We start from the raw sequence: 17,819 nt of genomic DNA, 5'->3' as shown, positions 1-17,819 counted from the left end.
TCACTATAGCTGGTAAAAGTATAGTCATTTATGACATGACATGGGAGGCATTAAGTCCCTCCCCTTTCACTTTCACTTCGAGCGGATTGACCCGCCTTGGCTGAACTACGCAGCTCCCTATCCCATTGCTAAACGCATTTGGGATTGCTTTTCTCAAAATATTGTAAGATCCGTTAATATCCGCATTGATTAATTGACCGACCGATGTTTTGTACAATCCTCTCTTAATTCGCTTGCCACTAAATTCGACATCATTAGCGCCAGTCTTCCCATAAACAGGGATTGGGTCTAAAGCTAGAAAGTTCGATTTAGAAGTATAGGATTCTTCTTGCACAATCACCCTTATCCCAACCAATTCAGCTTTGTATTCCAACATTTCAATTAATCGGGAATGAGGAACACTTACGAAGTTCTGATTGGTTTGCTTCCCTAAGCTAATCTCGCTCTTCCATTGTAGGTTTTTTCCAATTATTAGCGTCCCAATCTTTCGTGCGACGAGAAGATTAATTATAAGCCTGCTGGAGGAGTGCAAGTAATTATCTACTTTTTGATTGCGACAACGAGTTAGGCGTTGAATACGGGATGATGTCTTGCTACTTCCTTTCAATTGAGATTGTAGTTTTGCCTTACGCTTGTTGTAGAACTGATTGATCGATTTCAATGGTCGCCCGTTAATCAGGAGAGGGGTAAAACTCGACTGATTTGAAGTTAACGCCACTAAATTATTTAGTCCCAAATCGATACTAGCTACTGCTTCTGTTTGAATCTGTTCGACGGTGGACTCCGGTTCATTATAAATTACCTCAATTACATAGGAATCACATTTGGGAACCAGCCTAACTTGGCAAATTCGATCGGGTTTTATTTGGGTTTTTATTGAGATTTCTGTACCCGAAAGCTTAATAACTCCTTTCTTCAATTCCTTGCTACTAATCGCCTGAATCGTATAGACAAGAATATTTCGACCCTTGACTTTATCTTTGTACTTCGGTAGTTTCGGGCGACCAGTAAATTTAGAGGAATCAACTTTGTAAGCTTTGACAGCTTCAAAAAACGATTTCCAGTTCTTGTCCAATATCATCAAGATTTGTTGACTTACCTTGGCTGGCAAAACCTTGTAGGCTTGATGAGACTTCATTAAACGGTTCATCTCGTTGTAATTAATGTAACCCCATCCATAGACAAAACTCTGACGAATGACGTAGTTAGCAGCATTGTAGAGATTCTTGGATTTAAAAGCTAATTCATCAATCTGGGCGAAACGGTGTTCCGTAGATTTAATGATGTGCCTCTCTGCTAGTTGCATCCAGACTCTCCATTTTTTAACTAGCGCAACAAGTTTTTATTTTACTTTCTTGACTATATGGTACTACCATTGTTTATTGATGCTTACAATCTTAATGAAGTTTTATGATAGTAGGATTTACGCAAACAAACCGGGTTTATATGTTAAATTTTGGGTTAGGGAATGAAAAATTAATGAAGAAACCGGACCTCAGACAGTAACTGCGTCCAGGAGTATATACCTAATTTATGGCCCTACGATCGAGCTTTTTTGCCGCGTACTTGAATGCGTTTGTCGGTTTTTTGTTTCTTAATCCAAGAGACAAATTTCTGGAGTTCAGGGTTATTTTTGAGCTTTTCCAGGGTGTTGAGCTCTTGGGCGAGGTGTTTGTTGTCAAAGAGAGAGTGAATTTGGCGGTGACAGGCGGAGCAAATGTCGATTGTCGGGCTGGGATCTTCGTTTTTCCGCTTGGTGTTTTGTTTGGGGATGAGGTGATGGGCGGTTAATGCTTCCATTTGTCGATCGCACAATTCGCACTGCATAATTTTCTCAATGCTGCTGGATAGGAGAATTGCTACTTTTAGTTTATAGCCTTTCTCAGTAACATGGGGCATGGGGCATAGGGCATAGGGCATAGGGCATAGGGCATACCTCACCACGCTTGAGAACCGCTATAGCGCGATCCGCTTTGATTCATGTGAATGAAGGTCGAGCCTACTTCTGCACAAAAAAAACCCCCTAAAAAAGGGGGCCTCCAAGCAGAACCTAGGCGTCACAAAATATACAGCAGCAAAAACAAAACAATCCAAATCACATCGACAAAGTGCCAGTAAATCTCAGTCGCTTCGATTCCAAAGTGGTGCTCGCTAGAATAATGGCCTTGCGCGCGCGATCGCCACACAACCCCCGCCATCAGCAGCACTCCAAACGTAACGTGCAAGCCGTGAAAAGCAGTCAAAACGTAAAAGCAACTGGCATACAAATTCGTCGTCAAGCCAAACTCTAAATGAGTGTATTCGTAAACCTGACCTGCCAAGAAAACTGTGCCCATAGCAATAGTTACGAGCAACCAATTCCGCATTCCGGTGGCATCATTCTTTTTGATTGCACTATCAGCATTGTGAATCACAAAACTGCTAGCAATCAAAATCACCGTATTGATTCCCGGCAGCAATAACTCTCGCGCGGGCGTACCTTCAGGAGGCCACACGGGGGCCATCGCCCGATAAATCAAATACGCGGCAAACATACCGAAAAATATCATGCCTTCAGCGCACAGGAACACAATTACCCCTAACATCCGGTGGTCGGGATGCTCGACGCCGTGTGCTTCTACTTCGCCCTCGTGGTGGTAATTTAGGGCTGTTTTTGTCGGATCGATCGCTGGAATTTGCATAAGAAATTGGTAATGAAGAAGTCAGTTGTCAGTTGTCAGTTGTCAGTTGTCAGTTGGCATTAGTCATCAGTCATTAGTTAACAGTCAACAGTCAACAGTCAACCGTCAACAATGCCCAATGACTAATGCCTGATGACTAATAACTATTCGCCATCTTGACTTTCATCAGCAGGAGAATCAACATTTATCTCTGATTCAGGAGCGACCAAAGTTGCAGTACCGCCAAAGAAAGTTGAAGCTTGAGCCTCCGCAATAGGAATACCTGTTTTCTGGGCGTTGCGGGTGGCATTTTCCCTCAACTTAAGTCTGAGACGTTCCCCTGTATTCTGAATTTTTTCCATGCCGTAATCGTAAGGCCCTGTTGCCAATACCGGCACTCCTTCAAAATTTTCGATCGGGGGCGGCGAAGTCGTCATCCATTCCAAACTCAAAGCTTGCCAAGGATTGTCACCTGCTTTGGGGCCGTACATCCAGCTCCAAATCACATTAATGATAAACGGGATTGTAGACACTGCCAGCATATAAGAACCGACAGTACAAATGACATTAATTGTGGTAAATTTCGGGTCGTACATTGCCACCCGCCGAGGCATTCCTTGCATCCCCAAAGCGTGCATCGGCAGGAAAGTTACAGTAAAGCCAACATAGGTTAAAACAAAGTGAACTCTACCCCAAAATTCATTAATCATCCGCCCCGTCATTTTGGGGAACCAGTGGTAAAAAGCAGCGTAAATGCCAAACACTGAGCCGCCAAACAGCACGTAGTGTAGGTGAGCGACGACAAAGTAAGTGTCGTGAACGTGAATGTCGAAAGGTACGGAAGCTACCATGATCCCGGTGATGCCGCCGAGGACAAATGTTGAGATAAAACCCATCCCAAATAGCATCGCGCTGACAAGCCGGAGTTTGCCTCCCCAAATAGTTGCCAACCAGCTAAATATTTTAATCCCTGTTGGTACGGCGATGATCATAGTCGTGATCATAAAAAACATCCGCAGCCAGCCGGGAGTACCGCTGGTAAACATATGGTGCGCCCACACGATCAAGCCCAAAAAGCTGATCGCGAGACTGGAATAGGCGATCGCCAAATAACCAAAAATTGGCTTGCGGGAATGCACCGGCAAAACTTCTGAAATCACCCCGAAAAAGGGCAGAATCATAATGTAAACTGCGGGGTGCGAATAAAACCAGAATAAATGCTGGTAGACGATCGGATCGCCGTTGCCGGTCGGGTTAAAAAATGCCGTCCCCGCTAACAAGTCAAACGACAGCAAAATCAAAGCTGCGGCTAAGACTGGAGTAGCAATCAAACTCAGCGCTGAAGTCGCAATCATCGCCCAGCAAAACAAGGGCATATCATTGAGACCCATGCTCGGAACCCGCATGGTAAAGATGGTAACGGCAAAATTCAGCGCCCCCAAAATCGAAGAAGTTCCCAGAATCAAAACGCTGAGAATCCAAATTTCTTCCCCGGCTTGAGCAGTAACTAAACTCAAAGGCGGATAGGAAGTCCAACCCGCCTGCGGAGCTCCTACAAAAAAACTGCTCAATAGCAAGACGCCACCTACGGGAATCATCCAAAAGGCAACGGCATTCAGGCGGGGAAATGCCATGTCTTTGGCCCCGATCATTAAGGGGATCAAAAAGTTAGCAAACCCGGCTCCGGCGGGTACGATCCACAGGAAGATCATCACCGTCGCGTGAACAGTAAATAAACTGTTGTAGAGTTCGGGGGTGACAAAATCGGAGTCGGGGGTGGCGAGTTCTGTTCGCACCAAAGTTGCCATCACGCCGCCGATTAGATAGAAAATAAATGTTGTTACCAGGTATTGAATACCGATGACTTTGTGGTCGGTATTAAAAGTGAAGTAGTCGCGCCAATGTCTATCGGCGGGCGCTGTTCCGCGAGCCTCAGTGTTTGCACTTTCTTGGAACTGTGCTTGTGTCATAGTTATTAGTCATTAGTTATTAGTCATTAGTTATTAGCTCAGGATCGAAGACCCAGTGCCAGGAACTAATGACTATTTTTAGTGATGAGTTGGGTGAAGTTGTTCGAGGGTTTCGGAATTAATTTTTATTTCCCTGACGTAGGGAGCCAAAAATTCACCGTCTGACAATTCCCCTGGATTGACTGCAACTGCTTGCTCTAAGTTTTGACTGCTAGCAACTTGCTGGCTTTGCAGCCAACCGTCGAATTCTTCGGGCGTGTGAACGACTGCTACAGCTTTCATCGCTCCGTGATAAGCGCCGCACAATTCAGCACAAACAACCCGGTATTCGCCGGTTTTAGTTGGTGTAAATCTCAGTTCGCTCGGCCGCCCGGGAATTGCATCTTGTTTGAGGCGAAATTCCGGCAGCCAAAATGCGTGCAGCACGTCTTGGGCTGAGATATTTAGCTGTACGTCGCGGTTGACTGGCATATGCAGTTCGCCAGAACTAACGCCGCTTTCTGGATAGCTAAAAATCCAGGCGTACTGCAAACCAGTGACATTGACAACTAAGTCTGCTGGTTTGTCTTCATTTTCTGGGGAAGCGCCTACCCCTAAAGCAACGAGTTTTTGAGACGGAATTTGAGGGGCGTTTTGGGGTGTATCTGAGAGTGTGGCTGCGATCGCACTTCCCCGCATTTTAGAGTGCGCTTGCATGGTGCCGTGGTCATGATTCCCCATCGGATCGAGGCCTCCCATTGAGTTGTAAATCTCAAAACTGTAGACTCCGATTCCTAAAATAATCACCGCCGGCACGGCTGTCCAAAGAATTTCTAAGGGAAAGTTGTCATGCCAAGGCGGCCCGTCTGTGTTGTCTCCTTGACGGCGGCGATATTTAATTGCAGCAAAGATGAGAATTCCCTGCACCATGATAAATAGTCCAGTGGAAATGGTCATCATTGTATTGAAAAGTGCGTCTATGTCGGATGCTTCGTCAGAGGCGGCGATCGGCATCAAACCGTGATTCTGCCCGTACCAGAGACTGATCAGAGTCACTCCGATGCCGGCGAGCATGGTGAGGATGGAACTTGGAATGTTCACGCTGGTACTTCTTAATAGCGACACTTCTTCGCTTGAAAAATGAAGGAAGCGCCTCTGGGTTATCAATTTTTAATTGTAAATGGTATTTTTAGTAAAATGTCTCTCTTAAGGGTTACTTAAGGCTTAGAATTTTTGACCGCTCGCCCGCGCGCCTCAAAAATACGTCTTTTGTACCTTGACAAAAATGAGTAAAAATGGTAAACAATCGCTCTGTTTCCCGGCTAAATTTGAGATTTTTTCTCAAACACCATCAAATGCTGCTGGGGCAAGATATCTTTTGTCTCTTTCCATACTAAACCCACGGCGGCCATTTCTTTTTTCACCTGCTTCTGCGTCATTTTGTGCAAACCTTTAATGGGAATCAGCGGGTTTTCGCCCCGATACTCGATCGATACCGTGCGGCCTCCCGGTTTGAGTGCTTTCACAATTCCTTGCATCATTTCTCTGGGATATGCAAATTCGTGATAAGCATCGACCATCAAAACTAAATCCACGCTGTTTTCCGGTAAATTCGGATTGTCGATACTGCCCAAAACTGGCTCAACGTTAGCGATATTTTTTTCTTGTTTATTCAATTTAATAAAATTAATCATTTCCGGCTGCACGTCAACTGCTAAAACCTTTCCTTCTGGAACTAAGGGAGCGATGCGAAAGCTAAAATATCCCGTTCCCGCTCCAATGTCGGCGACAATATCGGTTGGTTTTAAATCGAGATTATTGACTAATCGAGCTGATTTTTCTTCCATGCCGCGAGACGGTCTTTCTAGCCAACTAGCGCCTTGATATCCCATGACTTGGGCAATTTCTCGACCCATGTAAAATTTGCCGATTCCGTCGGGATTGTGGACAGTTCGCTGCTGATAAATGGAGTCGCTGTTGGCGGTTTTACTTGCTGCTGCACAGGCATTGAGCGGCAACAGGCAAATTATTGCTAAGATAATTGCTGCTAGCGGTTTAATGAATTGTCGGTTTTTCACGATCGTCCTAATTGTATATTTAATTTTTTCATGATCGGCATCGGCCCGTTGGTGACGATTTAACGTTAAACGTAATACCGGTCTGCTGGTTGATGATTAGGCCCAGATCCCCCCTAACCCCCCTTAACAAGGGGGGAACCGGAAATGGATCAAAGTCCCCCTTCTTAAGGGGGATTTAGGGGGATCTAGACTCGGCTGTGAACGAGAGATACAACGGTTTTTAGTCTTAAGTTGTCATTAATGGTCAGAGCCCGGTAATGCAGAACCAGAGGAAGAGCCGAGCGAATATCCAGAACAGTTCAAGATTTAATTGACAGCGGATTCTAACAATTTAATTGTACCAGAGTCAGCGTCGATTTCGACTTCTTGACCGATCGGCAAAGTGAACTGCTCCCGGATGTGTCCCACCATAGAACCGTACCACGCGGGAATCTTCAAAGGGCGAATGTGGTCGGACAAGACTTGAGGTAAGGTTAGGGACTCTTGGGGTTTTTCAGCTTCGCACTTGGTACACTGTCCGAAAATAAAACCTGATATTTTATCAAGAATACCCGCTAATTTAAGCTGCGTCAACATTCTATCGATGCGATAAACTTCTTCGCCAACTTCCTCGACAAACAAAATACTGTTTTCCCACTGCGGTAAATATGCAGAACCCACCATTGCTGCTATTACTGATAAATTTCCACCGATTAGTTTTCCCCTAGCTGTTCCGCGCCCGATTGTTTGAACTTGCACGGTGTGGGAGTTTTGCATCATCACAGAACCTCCGTCAAACAAAACTTTTTTGACGTAATTTACTGTGAATGGACTCCAAGTTGACACACCTAAAGGGCCGTGAAAAGTAACTATATTAGTTTTAGCATAAATCGCCAATAACAGCGCAGTAATATCGCTGAATCCCATAATAATTTTGGGATTGTTGCGGATAATATTGTAATCCAGGATCGGCAATATCCGAGCACAGCCCCAGCCGCCCATCCCGGTAAAAATAGCTTGCACTGAGTCATCGGCAAAGGCTGCGTTGACATCGGCGGCGCGATCGGCATCCTTGCCTGCTAAATACCCGTAGCGATCGTAAAAATGCTCTCCCAATTTAACTTTTAAACCCAGGTTATCGAGAACTTTAAAAAATGGCTGCACTTCTTTTTCGTAGTTGAAAGCGGCAGGATTGATTAAGGCTACAGTATCGCCGACTTGCAGGCGGCGCGGATTAGCGATCGCACTTTGGGGAGATAGGCTAGTTTGGGCGAGCGGCAAAAGCTGAGTACCAATAGCAGTCAGCCCAAAAGTTCTGAGCAGAGCACGGCGGCGGAGAGTCATAGCTGTTAGGTAATTTTTGCTATAATTGTATAGGAAAATTTCTGTCATATCAGTTTAAAATTGCCAGTTTCAAATGAAAACAGACACTAAAATCTCCGCTAAAAAATCTTGGGCTAAATCTTTAGCGCGTCCGGCTGCAGAGTTTCCGCTGACTCAGCTATCGGTTAAAAGCGGTAAAATTCCCGAAGGATTGCGCGGCACTCTTTACCGCAACGGGCCCGCACGTTTGGAACGCGGCGGTGTTCCTGCCGGACATTGGTTTGACGGCGACGGTGCAATTTTGGCAGTACATTTTACCGATGTCGGTGCTACGGCTGTTTATCGCTACGTGAAAACAGCGGGATATCTAGCTGAAGAAAAAGCTGATAAATTTCTCTACAGTAATTATGGCATGACAGCACCGGGCCCTGTGTGGTTGCGGTGGACTAAAACTGTTAAAAATGCTGCCAATACTTCTGTTTTAGCTTTGCCCGATCGCCTTTTGGCATTGTGGGAAGGTGGCCCGCCTCACCGCCTCGATTTGCAAACCCTGGAAACTCAGGGAACGGACGATTTAGGCAGTTTAGATAGTAAATTTGTTTATTCTGCTCACTGCAAGCGCGACCCGATTACTGGCAATATTTTCAACTTTGGAGTTACCAACGGTGCGACTACAAAGTTGAATCTGTATAAAAGCGATTTTACTGGCCAAGTCGTGCAACAATCAACAGTTGCTTTAGATGGAATTTACGCGCTCCACGATTTTGTTTTTGCGGGAAAGTATCTGATATTTTTCATCCCGCCGGTGCAAGTCAATTTTTTGCCATTGTTAACGGGAATTAGCAGTTATAGCGAGTCCTTTCAGTGGAAACCGGAGTTAGGTACTCAGATATTAGTTTTTGACTCTGAAACTCTCTCTTTAGTTAGTCGCGGCGAAACAGAACCTTGGTTCCAGTGGCATTTTGCTAATGGTTTTGTGAAGGAAGATGGTTCGGTGGCGGTAGATTTTGTGCGCTTCGCTGACTTTCAAACTAATCAGCGACTGAAAGAAGTACCGACTGGTGAAACTAGCACCGATGCGGAGGGTACTCTTTGCCGAGTGCATCTCAATCCTCTGACGGCGAAAGTGACAGGAATAGAAGAATTGTTGGATAAACCTTGTGAGTTTCCGATCGTACCTGCTGCCGAAATAGGGCAAGACGCACGATATATTTATCTGGCAATGTATCGGCCTGACGTTGATATTGTACCGGAACGTTTCGGTGCGATCGCCCGTTTGGACACGCAAACCCGCAATCTCACAATTGCCGACTGTGGCGAAAATCGCTATCCCGCCGAGCCCATCTACGTTCCAGATATTTCGTCGGAGAAAGGTTGGATAGTAACAGTTATTTATGACGGCAATTCTGACAGCAGCGAAGTCTGGATATTTGACAGCGACGGACTTTCCCGCGAACCTATTTGCAAGCTAGAATTGCCTGGTGTCATACCTTTGGGCTTTCACGGCACTTGGAAAGCGGCAGTCTGAGAAAATTGTAAAGAAGTGTTGCGGAAGATTTATTAAAAATTGTTGCCGCTTCTCTGTCAAGTTGTTAAGGTGTGTGTAGATAGGAAATTCTCATATCTAGGAGGTGTGGAATTGATAATCTGCATTGCTCAATTATCCTGTGCCAATTCGCACGAATCCCCGGCGATTGTAAGTCGCGCCGGCACAGGATATCGTCTGCCTCTGCGGACTAAAAAAAGAGGGGTAATTAAGCCCTGGCGAATAACCCATCCGGGCGAATATTCCCGGCCAGTTTATTCGCAGCTACACAGGCAAAGTCCGCCTCTGCAGACTGAAGGAAACCAATACCCGGCGAATAAATTCGCGGCTACACAGGCAAAGTCCGCCTCTGCAGACTGAAGAAAAAGCGGTAATAAAGCCCGCTTTGACATGATTCTCGACTAGGTTTGCCCATCTCAGGTTTGTCTGCTTGAATGAGGTTAAATGACCAGATAATTGACTGATTTCTGGCGAACCCAAAGTTTAGTTCAACTCACGCGCACGTTAGCGATTCAACAGTTTTTAGTTTTGAGTTAACCCCACAAATAAATGAGGTCTATCGGAACAAGATAGCCTTTTCAAAAATTATGAATTATGAGTTGTTAGCGCCAAAACATTCAACTCATAACTAATAATTCACAACTCACAACTCATAACTCCGTGCCGCGGTGAGCATCTACCAAAAGGTTTAATCTATGCAACTTCAAGGAAAAACAGCTCTTGTTACAGGAGCTTCGCGCGGAATTGGGCGATCGATCGCCCTGGCATTAGCGAGACAAGGAGTCAAACGCTTGTTGATTGTGGCGCGCAACCGCAAGCAATTAATTGAACTGGCAGAGGAAATCGATGTTTTTGGCACAGAAGTAGTGCCGTTAGCTTTGGATTTAACTCAGTCAGTTGCGGTGAATATTGCGATCGCCCAAGCTTGGCGAGATTGCGGCCCGATTCACCTGCTAGTCAACTGTGCAGGCGTCGCCCACCAAGCATCTTTCTTGCGTTCCCCGCTGCCATTAATCGAGGAAGAAATCGCCTTAAATTTGCTCGGAACCTACACAATTACCCGCTTGATAGCTCGGCGAATGGCGACTCAAAAAGAGGGAACAATCGTCAATGTTTCTAGCTTAATGGGCAAAATTGCCGCTCCCACAATGGCGACTTATTCTGCTACCAAATTTGCCATTTTGGGATTCACCCAAGCTTTGCGTAGCGAGTTAACTCAGTACAATGTTCGAGTCACAGCTTTGCTGCCATCCCTAACAGATACCGACATGGTGCGAGACTTGGAACAATTCCGGTGGGTAGTGCCCACAACTCCCGAAAAAGTGGCCCTAGCACTTGTCGCGGGATTGCAGAAAGATGCGCCGGAAATCTTGGTAGGATGGCAAAGTCATCTAGCAGTTTGGTGTCACCGAATTGCGCCTTGGTTGCTGGATTTTGTGTTGCGGATGGCGACTCCAGAACTTCGGGATAAATCGCGGGGCCGCAAATTGCGGGAGGCTTTAGCTAGCGGGCGATAAACCCTTTTATGGGCGGGCTCTCCGGCCCAACCCCTACTCCCCACAAAAAATTGGATGTGTTGTGGAACGGGCCGGAGAGCCCGTTCCGGGATCTTCGGCTTATTGGTGTCAACTTAAGCTGTCAGCCCGCCCACCCGGTAGTCCGCCCGCCCACCCGGTAGTCCGCCAGGGATTGAAATCCCTGTCTCATAGCGAAAGTCCTCTCAAAGAGGACTGAGAAGAAGAATTTTTGACGTTGCTGATTCACGCCGCCCACCCGTTAGTCCGCCAATCCGGCAGGGATTGAAATCCCTGTCTCATAGCGAAAGTCCTCGCTATGAGGACTGGGAAAAAGAATTTTTGACGTTGCTGATTCACGGTAGGAATCAACTTTTTGCTTGATGTTAAAAAACTCACCATAGTTGTCTTATAGCAATTGGGAAATCTAAATTCCTACCTGTATTTAGCAACAGCAACGCCGAATTTTTAAACTCATTAGTCCTCATAGCGAGGACTTTAGCTATAAGCCCCGTGGAATTAATTCCCTGTCGGACTATCTAATTCTAGCTCAGTTACAGGAAACTATGCCTGTTCATTTCTTGACTAACAGCAACGGGCTGATGAATGATAGAAACTTCTATTTGGCAAGTCGCTCTTTTGCTAGCGACTTTCCCAATATTGTTAAAATAGTGATGGGAGAAACGCGACAGATGGCTACTTGGATAACTAAGAATCCCGAGCCAGCAGCGAAATTTATCAGCGCTCGAACGGGAATGAAAATAACCACAGCTATCATGTTAACAAAAAGCCGCCGCTACGATTTGCTGCCAATTCAGGACAGGGCCGTTGAAGAACAGCAGCGGATTGCTGAAATTTTCTTTCGGTTGGGACTGCTTCCCTATCGCATTTGGATTGAAGATGTTATCTGAAAACAAAAATTAGATTTATAGTGAATATTCAGGTATTGGCTAACAATTTACTTCTCGAAAAATATGCGCTCGCCCACGCTAGCAGCGGTAGAGAAGCTTTAGCCATTCTAGACAGAGGCTACAAGCCGGCTCTAATTTTGCTATATCTCATGAGGCCACGGATGACTGGTTACGAAGTTGGCGAGAAAATCCGGGATAAATGCACGGGTATCGAAGGGCAAATTGTGATGCTAACCGCCAAAATTCAAGTAGCTGACTTAGTGCAAGGTTTCAATGCAGGGGCTAATGATTTTTTAACTAAACCGTTTGTCAAAAATGAATTGCTAGCCAGAATCAAACTCACATCAGTCTGGCAAAAATCAATGCAGCTTACGGTAAATTTGTCCCCCACGACTTTCTGCGATTTTTGGGACACGAAAGTATTGTTGATGTCCGACTAGGCGATCAAATTCAGAAAGAAATGACAGTTTTATTTTCTGAAATTCGCTCTTTTACGACTATCTCAGAAGCGATGACTCCCTAAGAAAACTTTAGTTTTATCAACAGCTACGTCCGCCGAGTGAGTCCTGTAATTCGCGCTCACCAAGGTTTTATCGATAAATATATTGGCGATGCGATTATGGCACTATTTCCTGAGTCGGCAGATGATGCTGTTCGCGCGGCGGTGGAAATGCAAAAACAAGTTATTATTTACAACCAGGAGCGACAACGGAGCAATTACCCACCGATTACTAGCGGCATCGGTTTGCACGTGGGTAGTTTAATGTTGGGTACGATTGGGGAGGAGGAACGGATGGAAAGTACAAGGATTGCTTATGCGGTGAATCTCGCGTCTCGTTTGGAAGGATTGACTAAGGTTTACGGGGCGGGCATTCTAGTTAGTGACTCCATTTTAGAGCGTTTGGGCGATCGAGAAAAATATATGTGCCGATTTGTCGAGCGAGTCACAGTAAAAGGGAAAAAATCTGCCGTATCGGTGTTTGAAATTTATGATGCAGAAACAGAACAAAGCATTCAACTAAAACAGGCAAGTGCTGCTGAGTTCCAAAAAGGTCTGGAGCTTTATTTCGAGCAAAATTTTACTGAAGCGCAAAAATTATTCAGTAAGATTTGCGCCATAAATCCTCAAGATAAGTTGGCAGCAATTTACTGCCAGCGCTCTCTAAAGAAGGGAATGTATGGAGTGCCTGGAGGATGGTCGGGGATAGAAGCTTTGGATGAAAAGTAGTACAAGTAACCTCTATTATGGAAAGTAGTGATACAGATATATTGTATGTGAACATCGGTAGGGACAGGGCAATGCCTTGTCCGCCGCCGGGAGTAGGACACGGAAATGCCGTGTCCCTAGGGTTCTCTTTGACTTTTAATAATTTGGTATAAGATTGAGGATTGTAGAAACAATACCAGGTCTTCCGGGCGTAAGTTGTGTTTAAGTACAAAATGGTTTATAATACTTACCAGCGGTAAGCCTTGGCTCCAAGTATTAACTGGTTGTTCAACCTAAACTAATGTTATGTCCACTCTTTCTCTCAAGCGCTTAGTGGCAAAACTTTCAAGAAAAGCAACGCTGCAAACTGTACTCATAGTTCCCTTTGTCTTGCAAGTATTTGCAGCGGTAGGAATTGTGGGGTATTTATCATTTAAAAATAGTCAAAGAGCAGTTAATGACCTGGCGGATCAGTTGATGGGCGAGGTGAGCAATCGCATTGAGCAAAATTTGAGAACTTATCTGCAAACTCCGCACCAAATCAATCAAAGCAAGCTGGATGCAGTGAAACTGGGTTTTGTGAACATGAAAGACTTGTCAGCTTGGGAAAAGTATCTGTGGCGACAAGTGCAATTATATCCTTATATCAATTTTACATCCATCGCTAATTCAGATGGAGAATATCGCACTGGCGAAAAGATGTCTAACGGCACTTTATTGATTAACGCATCGGGCCCATCTACAGGTTTTGATTTTTATTCTTACAATACTAATGATAGGGGCGATCGCGCGACATTAGCAGCCACCGTCAAAAACTTCGACATCCGACAGCACCCTTCCTACACCTATGCGGCTCTCGAAGCCAAACCAACTTGGAGTTCAGTTTATATATCCTTCCTAGAACCCACCTTGCTCCTCAGCGCGCTGCAACCAGTTTACAACAGCCAGAAACAGCTAGAAGGAGTATTAATTGCTGCTTTGCGTCTCGACAGTATCGGTCAATTTTTAAACAGCCTCAAAATAGGTAAATCTGGTCAAACTTTTATTATCGAAAGAAACGGCACGCTGCTGGCAACTTCCACACCCGAAAAACCTTTCCGCACCCAAAACGGTCAAAAAGAACTGTTTAAAGTTACAGAAAGCAGCGATGCAGTAACGCAAACTACAGCAAAATATTTAGAAACTCACTTTCAAAACTTGAACAAGATTACAAAAGCACAGCAACTAAATGTTGAGATAAACGGTCAGCATAAATTTTTAAAAGTCCTGCCCTTCCAAGACGACAAGGGTTTAGATTTGCTGATTGTCGTCGTCGTTCCGGAAGCCGACTTTATGGAACAAATTAATGCGGGCAACCGAACTACAGTGTTACTATGTCTGGCAGCTTTGGGCATGGCAACTGTGTTAGGAATTCTCACTTCTCGCTGGATTATCAAACCTCTTATAAAATTAAAAAATGCAGCAATAGCTTTATCAGAAGGACAATTTGACCAAACTGTAAAGCTCGATCGCTCCGACGAGTTGGGCGTACTTGCCGCTGCTTTTAACAGCATGGCAGCACAACTGCAAGCATCTTTTACTGCCTTAGAAACTAAAAATACCGAATTGCAGCGACTCGACAAACTAAAAGACGAATTTTTAGCCAATACTTCCCACGAACTCCGCACTCCCCTCAACGGCATTATTGGGATTGCAGAATCTTTAATAGACGGTGCTACAGGACAACTACCAGAACCAACAAATTTTAACTTAGCTTTGATTTCATCCTCTGGCAAAAGATTGTCTTCTTTAATTAACGATCTTCTGGACTTTTCTCAGCTCAAACACAAAACGATTGAACTGCAAATTAAGTCCGTCGGTATTCGAGAAATAGTCTCTGTAATTCTCACTTTGTCTCAGCCATTAGTAGGCAAAAAACACTTGCAGTTGATTAACTCAGTAGCTCCGGAATTGCCGCCAATAGCAGCCGACGAGAATCGCTTGCAGCAAATACTTTATAACTTAATCGGCAATGCGATTAAATTTACCGAAAGCGGCAGAGTTGAAATTTCAGCAGAATTGGTAACGGGCAACGCACAATCACCGTCTAACTCACAATTAGCCATTAGTGTATCTGACACGGGTATTGGCATCCCCGAAGATAAATTAGAGCGAATTTTTGAATCCTTTGAACAAGCTGACGGTTCCACTGGTAGAGAATATGGTGGCACGGGTTTAGGGTTAACGGTTGCCAAGCAATTAGTGGAATTGCACGGAGGTAAAATTTCGGTATCTTCAACTGTAGGTGTCGGTTCCCAATTCACCTTTACTTTGCCCGTATCTGAGAGTCAGCCGGAATTTAGCAGCACACAGCCGCATTTAATCGAGGGTTATCGCATTTTAATCACTCCTGAACTAGCCCGCCAATCCTCTATAATAAATTCTCCTCTATCAGACAATAGCGACTTGCTAGAAAGTGAAAAATTAAAAATTTTGGTAGTTGATGATGAGCCGATTAATATTCATGTCATCATCAACAGTCTTTCTGTAGAAAACTACGAGATTACTCAAGCGAGCAACGGCTTAGAAGCTTTAAATCTGATTGAATCAGGATTTAAGCCCGACTTAATTTTACTCGATGTAATGATGCCGCAGATGACCGGTTATGAAGTGTGTCGAGAAGTTCGCAAAAAATACTCGCCTTTAGAAATGCCGATTCTGATGCTGACGGCAAAAAATCTAACTACCGACTTGGTAGAAGCTTTTAACTTAGAAGCAAATGATTATGTAACTAAACCTTTTATCAAAAAGGAATTGTTGGCGAGAATTAACACGCAAATTCGCCTAGCAAAACTGAATGCAGCCTACGGTAGGTTTGTGCCGCACGATTTTCTAAACTTGCTGGAAAAGCCGAGTATTATTGAAGTAAAATTAGGGGAACATCAGGAAAGAGATATGACAGTGCTGTTTGCTGATATTCGCTCGTTTACGGCGCTTTCGGAAAAGATGACACCGGATGAAAATTTTGCATTTATTAATACTTATTTGGGAAGGGTTAGCCCTGCAATCAGGAAAAATAACGGGTTTATTGACAAATACATTGGAGATGCGGTCATGGCACTGTTTCCTACATCTCCTGAAGATGGTGTGCGAGCAGCAATTGATATGCAGAAAGAAGTAAATATCTATAACCAGCAGCGACAAAAAAATGGCTTGTTTCAGATCGCGATCGGCGTCGGTTTGCACGCGGGCAATTTGATGTTGGGTACAATTGGCGAGCGAGAACGGATGGAAAGTACGGTGATTGCTGATGCGGTGAATCTCGCGTCTCGTTTGGAAGGATTGACTAAGGTTTACGGCGCGGGCATTCTAGTTAGCGGTGCAATTATCGATCGCCTAGACGATCCTGAAAAATATAAGTACCGATTTGTCGATCGAGTAACGGTGAAAGGAAAGACAAATGCTGTGTCAGTGTTTGAAATTTACGATACAGAAACAGAGCAGAGCATTGTACTCAAGCAGCAAACTGCGGAGGTTTTTCAAGAAGCTCTCAATTTTTACTACGAGCAAAAATTTGTGGCCGCCCAAAAAGTATTTCAGAATATTTTACAAATCAATCCGGACGATCGGGTAGCAATGCTGTATTTCCAACGCTCTCGCAAGTATCGAATGTACGGCGCCCCGGATGGGTGGTGTGGGGTGGAAACTTCGACGGAGAAATAGGGCGCACAATGCACGCCCTACTATTTTTAAAATATGGTTGTACAAACTTTAAAATATAGTTGTACAAACGCCTAATTTATTCCAAGTTTTAGGGCCGACAATGCCATCAGCAACGAGTTGTTGTTGCTTTTGAAAATTGATTACTGCTTGTTGGGTTTTCGGGCCGAATCCTCCATCAGTAGTTACGGAAAATCCGCTGGCGTTCAAGAGCCGCTGGAGGTAGCGAACGTCCTCATTTTGGGTGACGCCATCGTTGCGTTTGAGTAGGGGAAAATAACGGCAGGAAGGTAATTCCATGTGAATTGCGTTTGTGGTTTGCATAGTTTGAGTCTCCATTGGTTGTTTGCAAGTTGTTTGAAAGCAGAGAAGTGCGGAAATGATGTTAATAGTCCTGGATGCACTTTTGACGGGCAGAAACGGGGTTTTGGCTTCGCTCAACCACCAGTTTTTTTAGCGTTTCTGGGGGCTGAAACGAAGTATTGTTGTGAAAAAACCCAGTTTCTTGCTAGCCGTGCGCCTAGGATTAGTTAACTTGGATTTAACATCCGGGTTCATCTGTATAACAAGCGCCTAATAGACTCCAAGTTTGAGGGCCGACAATGCCATCAACAGCAATCTTATTTTCCTTTTGAAATTTGATGACTGCTTGTTCGGTTTTTGGGCCGAAGAATCCATCAGTTGCGACGGAATATCCCTTTTTAACTAAGGATTGTTGGAGATAGCGCACGTTTTGATTGGCAGTGGTGCTATTATTTCGTTTCAGTGTGGGCAGTGAAGAGCAAAGAGGCAATTGAGCGTAAATTGAATTTGTGGTTTGCATGGTTTGATTGGGGATTAGTGGTTGGCAAGTCGTTTGAACTTGCTATTCCCCAGTTGTAGCTGTGGGGGGAAGTGCTTTAACAGTCGCTTTTTATAGTGACGCTTATCTGGGGTAGCTCAGATGAGTGACA

The 17,819-nt window shown here is 44.7% G+C and carries 15 protein-coding genes; 6 read left to right on the top strand and 9 right to left on the bottom strand.

Annotated elements, in window-relative coordinates:
- Positions 1-28: 28 nt before the first annotated feature.
- The 7 genes from QUA00_RS06125 to QUA00_RS06095 form a co-directional block, all read right to left on the bottom strand.
- Complete coding sequence (locus QUA00_RS06125) at positions 29-1,306, bottom strand: transposase (RefSeq protein ID WP_333280916.1); 1,278 nt, start codon at positions 1,304-1,306, stop codon at positions 29-31.
- A 233-nt stretch (positions 1,307-1,539) separates the two neighbouring features.
- Positions 1,540-1,899 (bottom strand): HNH endonuclease, encoded by a 360-nt coding sequence (locus QUA00_RS06120; protein WP_333409063.1) that lies wholly within the window; start codon positions 1,897-1,899, stop codon positions 1,540-1,542.
- A gap of 158 nt (positions 1,900-2,057) precedes the next feature.
- Complete coding sequence (locus QUA00_RS06115) at positions 2,058-2,681, bottom strand: heme-copper oxidase subunit III (protein ID WP_333146680.1); 624 nt, start codon at positions 2,679-2,681, stop codon at positions 2,058-2,060.
- Positions 2,682-2,824: 143 nt separating this feature from the next.
- Positions 2,825-4,630 (bottom strand): cytochrome c oxidase subunit I, encoded by a 1,806-nt coding sequence (gene ctaD, locus QUA00_RS06110; RefSeq protein ID WP_333146678.1) that lies wholly within the window; start codon positions 4,628-4,630, stop codon positions 2,825-2,827.
- A 78-nt stretch (positions 4,631-4,708) separates the two neighbouring features.
- A complete protein-coding gene (locus tag QUA00_RS06105) occupies positions 4,709-5,710 on the bottom strand; it encodes a cytochrome c oxidase subunit II (RefSeq protein ID WP_333146676.1) in 1,002 nt (333 codons plus the stop codon).
- A gap of 221 nt (positions 5,711-5,931) precedes the next feature.
- Positions 5,932-6,690: a class I SAM-dependent methyltransferase gene (locus tag QUA00_RS06100; RefSeq protein WP_333409138.1), complete on the bottom strand. Its 759-nt coding sequence runs from the start codon at positions 6,688-6,690 to the stop codon at positions 5,932-5,934.
- Positions 6,691-6,993: 303 nt separating this feature from the next.
- A complete protein-coding gene (locus tag QUA00_RS06095) occupies positions 6,994-8,010 on the bottom strand; it encodes an LD-carboxypeptidase (protein ID WP_333409137.1) in 1,017 nt (338 codons plus the stop codon).
- Positions 8,011-8,083: 73 nt separating this feature from the next.
- Between QUA00_RS06095 and QUA00_RS06090 the strand changes: the two genes are divergently transcribed.
- The 6 genes from QUA00_RS06090 (at position 8,084) to QUA00_RS06065 (ending at position 16,869) form a co-directional block, all read left to right on the top strand.
- Positions 8,084-9,517: a carotenoid oxygenase family protein gene (locus QUA00_RS06090; RefSeq protein ID WP_333409062.1), complete on the top strand. Its 1,434-nt coding sequence runs from the start codon at positions 8,084-8,086 to the stop codon at positions 9,515-9,517.
- A 713-nt stretch (positions 9,518-10,230) separates the two neighbouring features.
- Complete coding sequence (locus QUA00_RS06085; RefSeq protein WP_333146671.1) at positions 10,231-11,052, top strand: SDR family NAD(P)-dependent oxidoreductase; 822 nt, start codon at positions 10,231-10,233, stop codon at positions 11,050-11,052.
- A 563-nt stretch (positions 11,053-11,615) separates the two neighbouring features.
- Positions 11,616-11,960: a hypothetical protein gene (locus QUA00_RS06080; RefSeq protein ID WP_333409061.1), complete on the top strand. Its 345-nt coding sequence runs from the start codon at positions 11,616-11,618 to the stop codon at positions 11,958-11,960.
- A 20-nt stretch (positions 11,961-11,980) separates the two neighbouring features.
- The gene (locus QUA00_RS06075) at positions 11,981-12,400 is read left to right on the top strand and encodes a response regulator (protein ID WP_333409060.1); all 420 of its coding nucleotides are present in this window, start codon (positions 11,981-11,983) and stop codon (positions 12,398-12,400) included.
- 119 nt (positions 12,401-12,519) lie between these two features.
- Positions 12,520-13,188: an adenylate/guanylate cyclase domain-containing protein gene (locus QUA00_RS06070; RefSeq protein WP_333146665.1), complete on the top strand. Its 669-nt coding sequence runs from the start codon at positions 12,520-12,522 to the stop codon at positions 13,186-13,188.
- Between the two features lie 285 nt (positions 13,189-13,473).
- Positions 13,474-16,869 (top strand): ATP-binding protein, encoded by a 3,396-nt coding sequence (locus tag QUA00_RS06065; RefSeq protein WP_333146662.1) that lies wholly within the window; start codon positions 13,474-13,476, stop codon positions 16,867-16,869.
- A gap of 48 nt (positions 16,870-16,917) precedes the next feature.
- On the opposite strand, the gene QUA00_RS06060 is transcribed toward QUA00_RS06065, so the two are convergent.
- Positions 16,918-17,190, bottom strand: coding sequence for a peptidoglycan-binding domain-containing protein (locus tag QUA00_RS06060; RefSeq protein WP_333106594.1), 273 nt, complete (start codon positions 17,188-17,190; stop codon positions 16,918-16,920).
- Between the two features lie 217 nt (positions 17,191-17,407).
- Positions 17,408-17,689, bottom strand: a complete 282-nt coding sequence (locus tag QUA00_RS06055) for a peptidoglycan-binding domain-containing protein (RefSeq protein ID WP_333146660.1) — start codon at positions 17,687-17,689, stop codon at positions 17,408-17,410.
- Positions 17,690-17,819 lie beyond the last annotated feature (130 nt).

It is taken from the genome of Microcoleus sp. T2B6 (assembly GCF_036700475.1).
In the GTDB taxonomy this organism is placed as follows: Bacteria; Cyanobacteriota; Cyanobacteriia; order Cyanobacteriales; family Microcoleaceae; genus Microcoleus.
This window is presented reverse-complemented; position numbering and strand designations above follow the sequence as displayed.

Excerpts from the sequence above, each read along its gene's own strand:
- QUA00_RS06125 (WP_333280916.1), bottom strand. The coding sequence starts at position 1,306 with ATGCAACTAGCAGAGAGGCACATCATTAAATCTACGGAACACCGTTTC.
- QUA00_RS06120 (WP_333409063.1), bottom strand. The coding sequence starts at position 1,899 with ATGCCCCATGTTACTGAGAAAGGCTATAAACTAAAAGTAGCAATTCTC.
- QUA00_RS06115 (WP_333146680.1), bottom strand. The coding sequence starts at position 2,681 with ATGCAAATTCCAGCGATCGATCCGACAAAAACAGCCCTAAATTACCAC.
- ctaD (WP_333146678.1), bottom strand. The coding sequence starts at position 4,630 with ATGACACAAGCACAGTTCCAAGAAAGTGCAAACACTGAGGCTCGCGGA.
- QUA00_RS06095 (WP_333409137.1), bottom strand. The coding sequence starts at position 8,010 with ATGACTCTCCGCCGCCGTGCTCTGCTCAGAACTTTTGGGCTGACTGCT.
- QUA00_RS06090 (WP_333409062.1), top strand. The coding sequence starts at position 8,084 with ATGAAAACAGACACTAAAATCTCCGCTAAAAAATCTTGGGCTAAATCT.
- QUA00_RS06085 (WP_333146671.1), top strand. The coding sequence starts at position 10,231 with ATGCAACTTCAAGGAAAAACAGCTCTTGTTACAGGAGCTTCGCGCGGA.
- QUA00_RS06080 (WP_333409061.1), top strand. The coding sequence starts at position 11,616 with ATGCCTGTTCATTTCTTGACTAACAGCAACGGGCTGATGAATGATAGA.
- QUA00_RS06065 (WP_333146662.1), top strand. The coding sequence starts at position 13,474 with ATGTCCACTCTTTCTCTCAAGCGCTTAGTGGCAAAACTTTCAAGAAAA.
- QUA00_RS06060 (WP_333106594.1), bottom strand. The coding sequence starts at position 17,190 with ATGCAAACCACAAACGCAATTCACATGGAATTACCTTCCTGCCGTTAT.
- QUA00_RS06055 (WP_333146660.1), bottom strand. The coding sequence starts at position 17,689 with ATGCAAACCACAAATTCAATTTACGCTCAATTGCCTCTTTGCTCTTCA.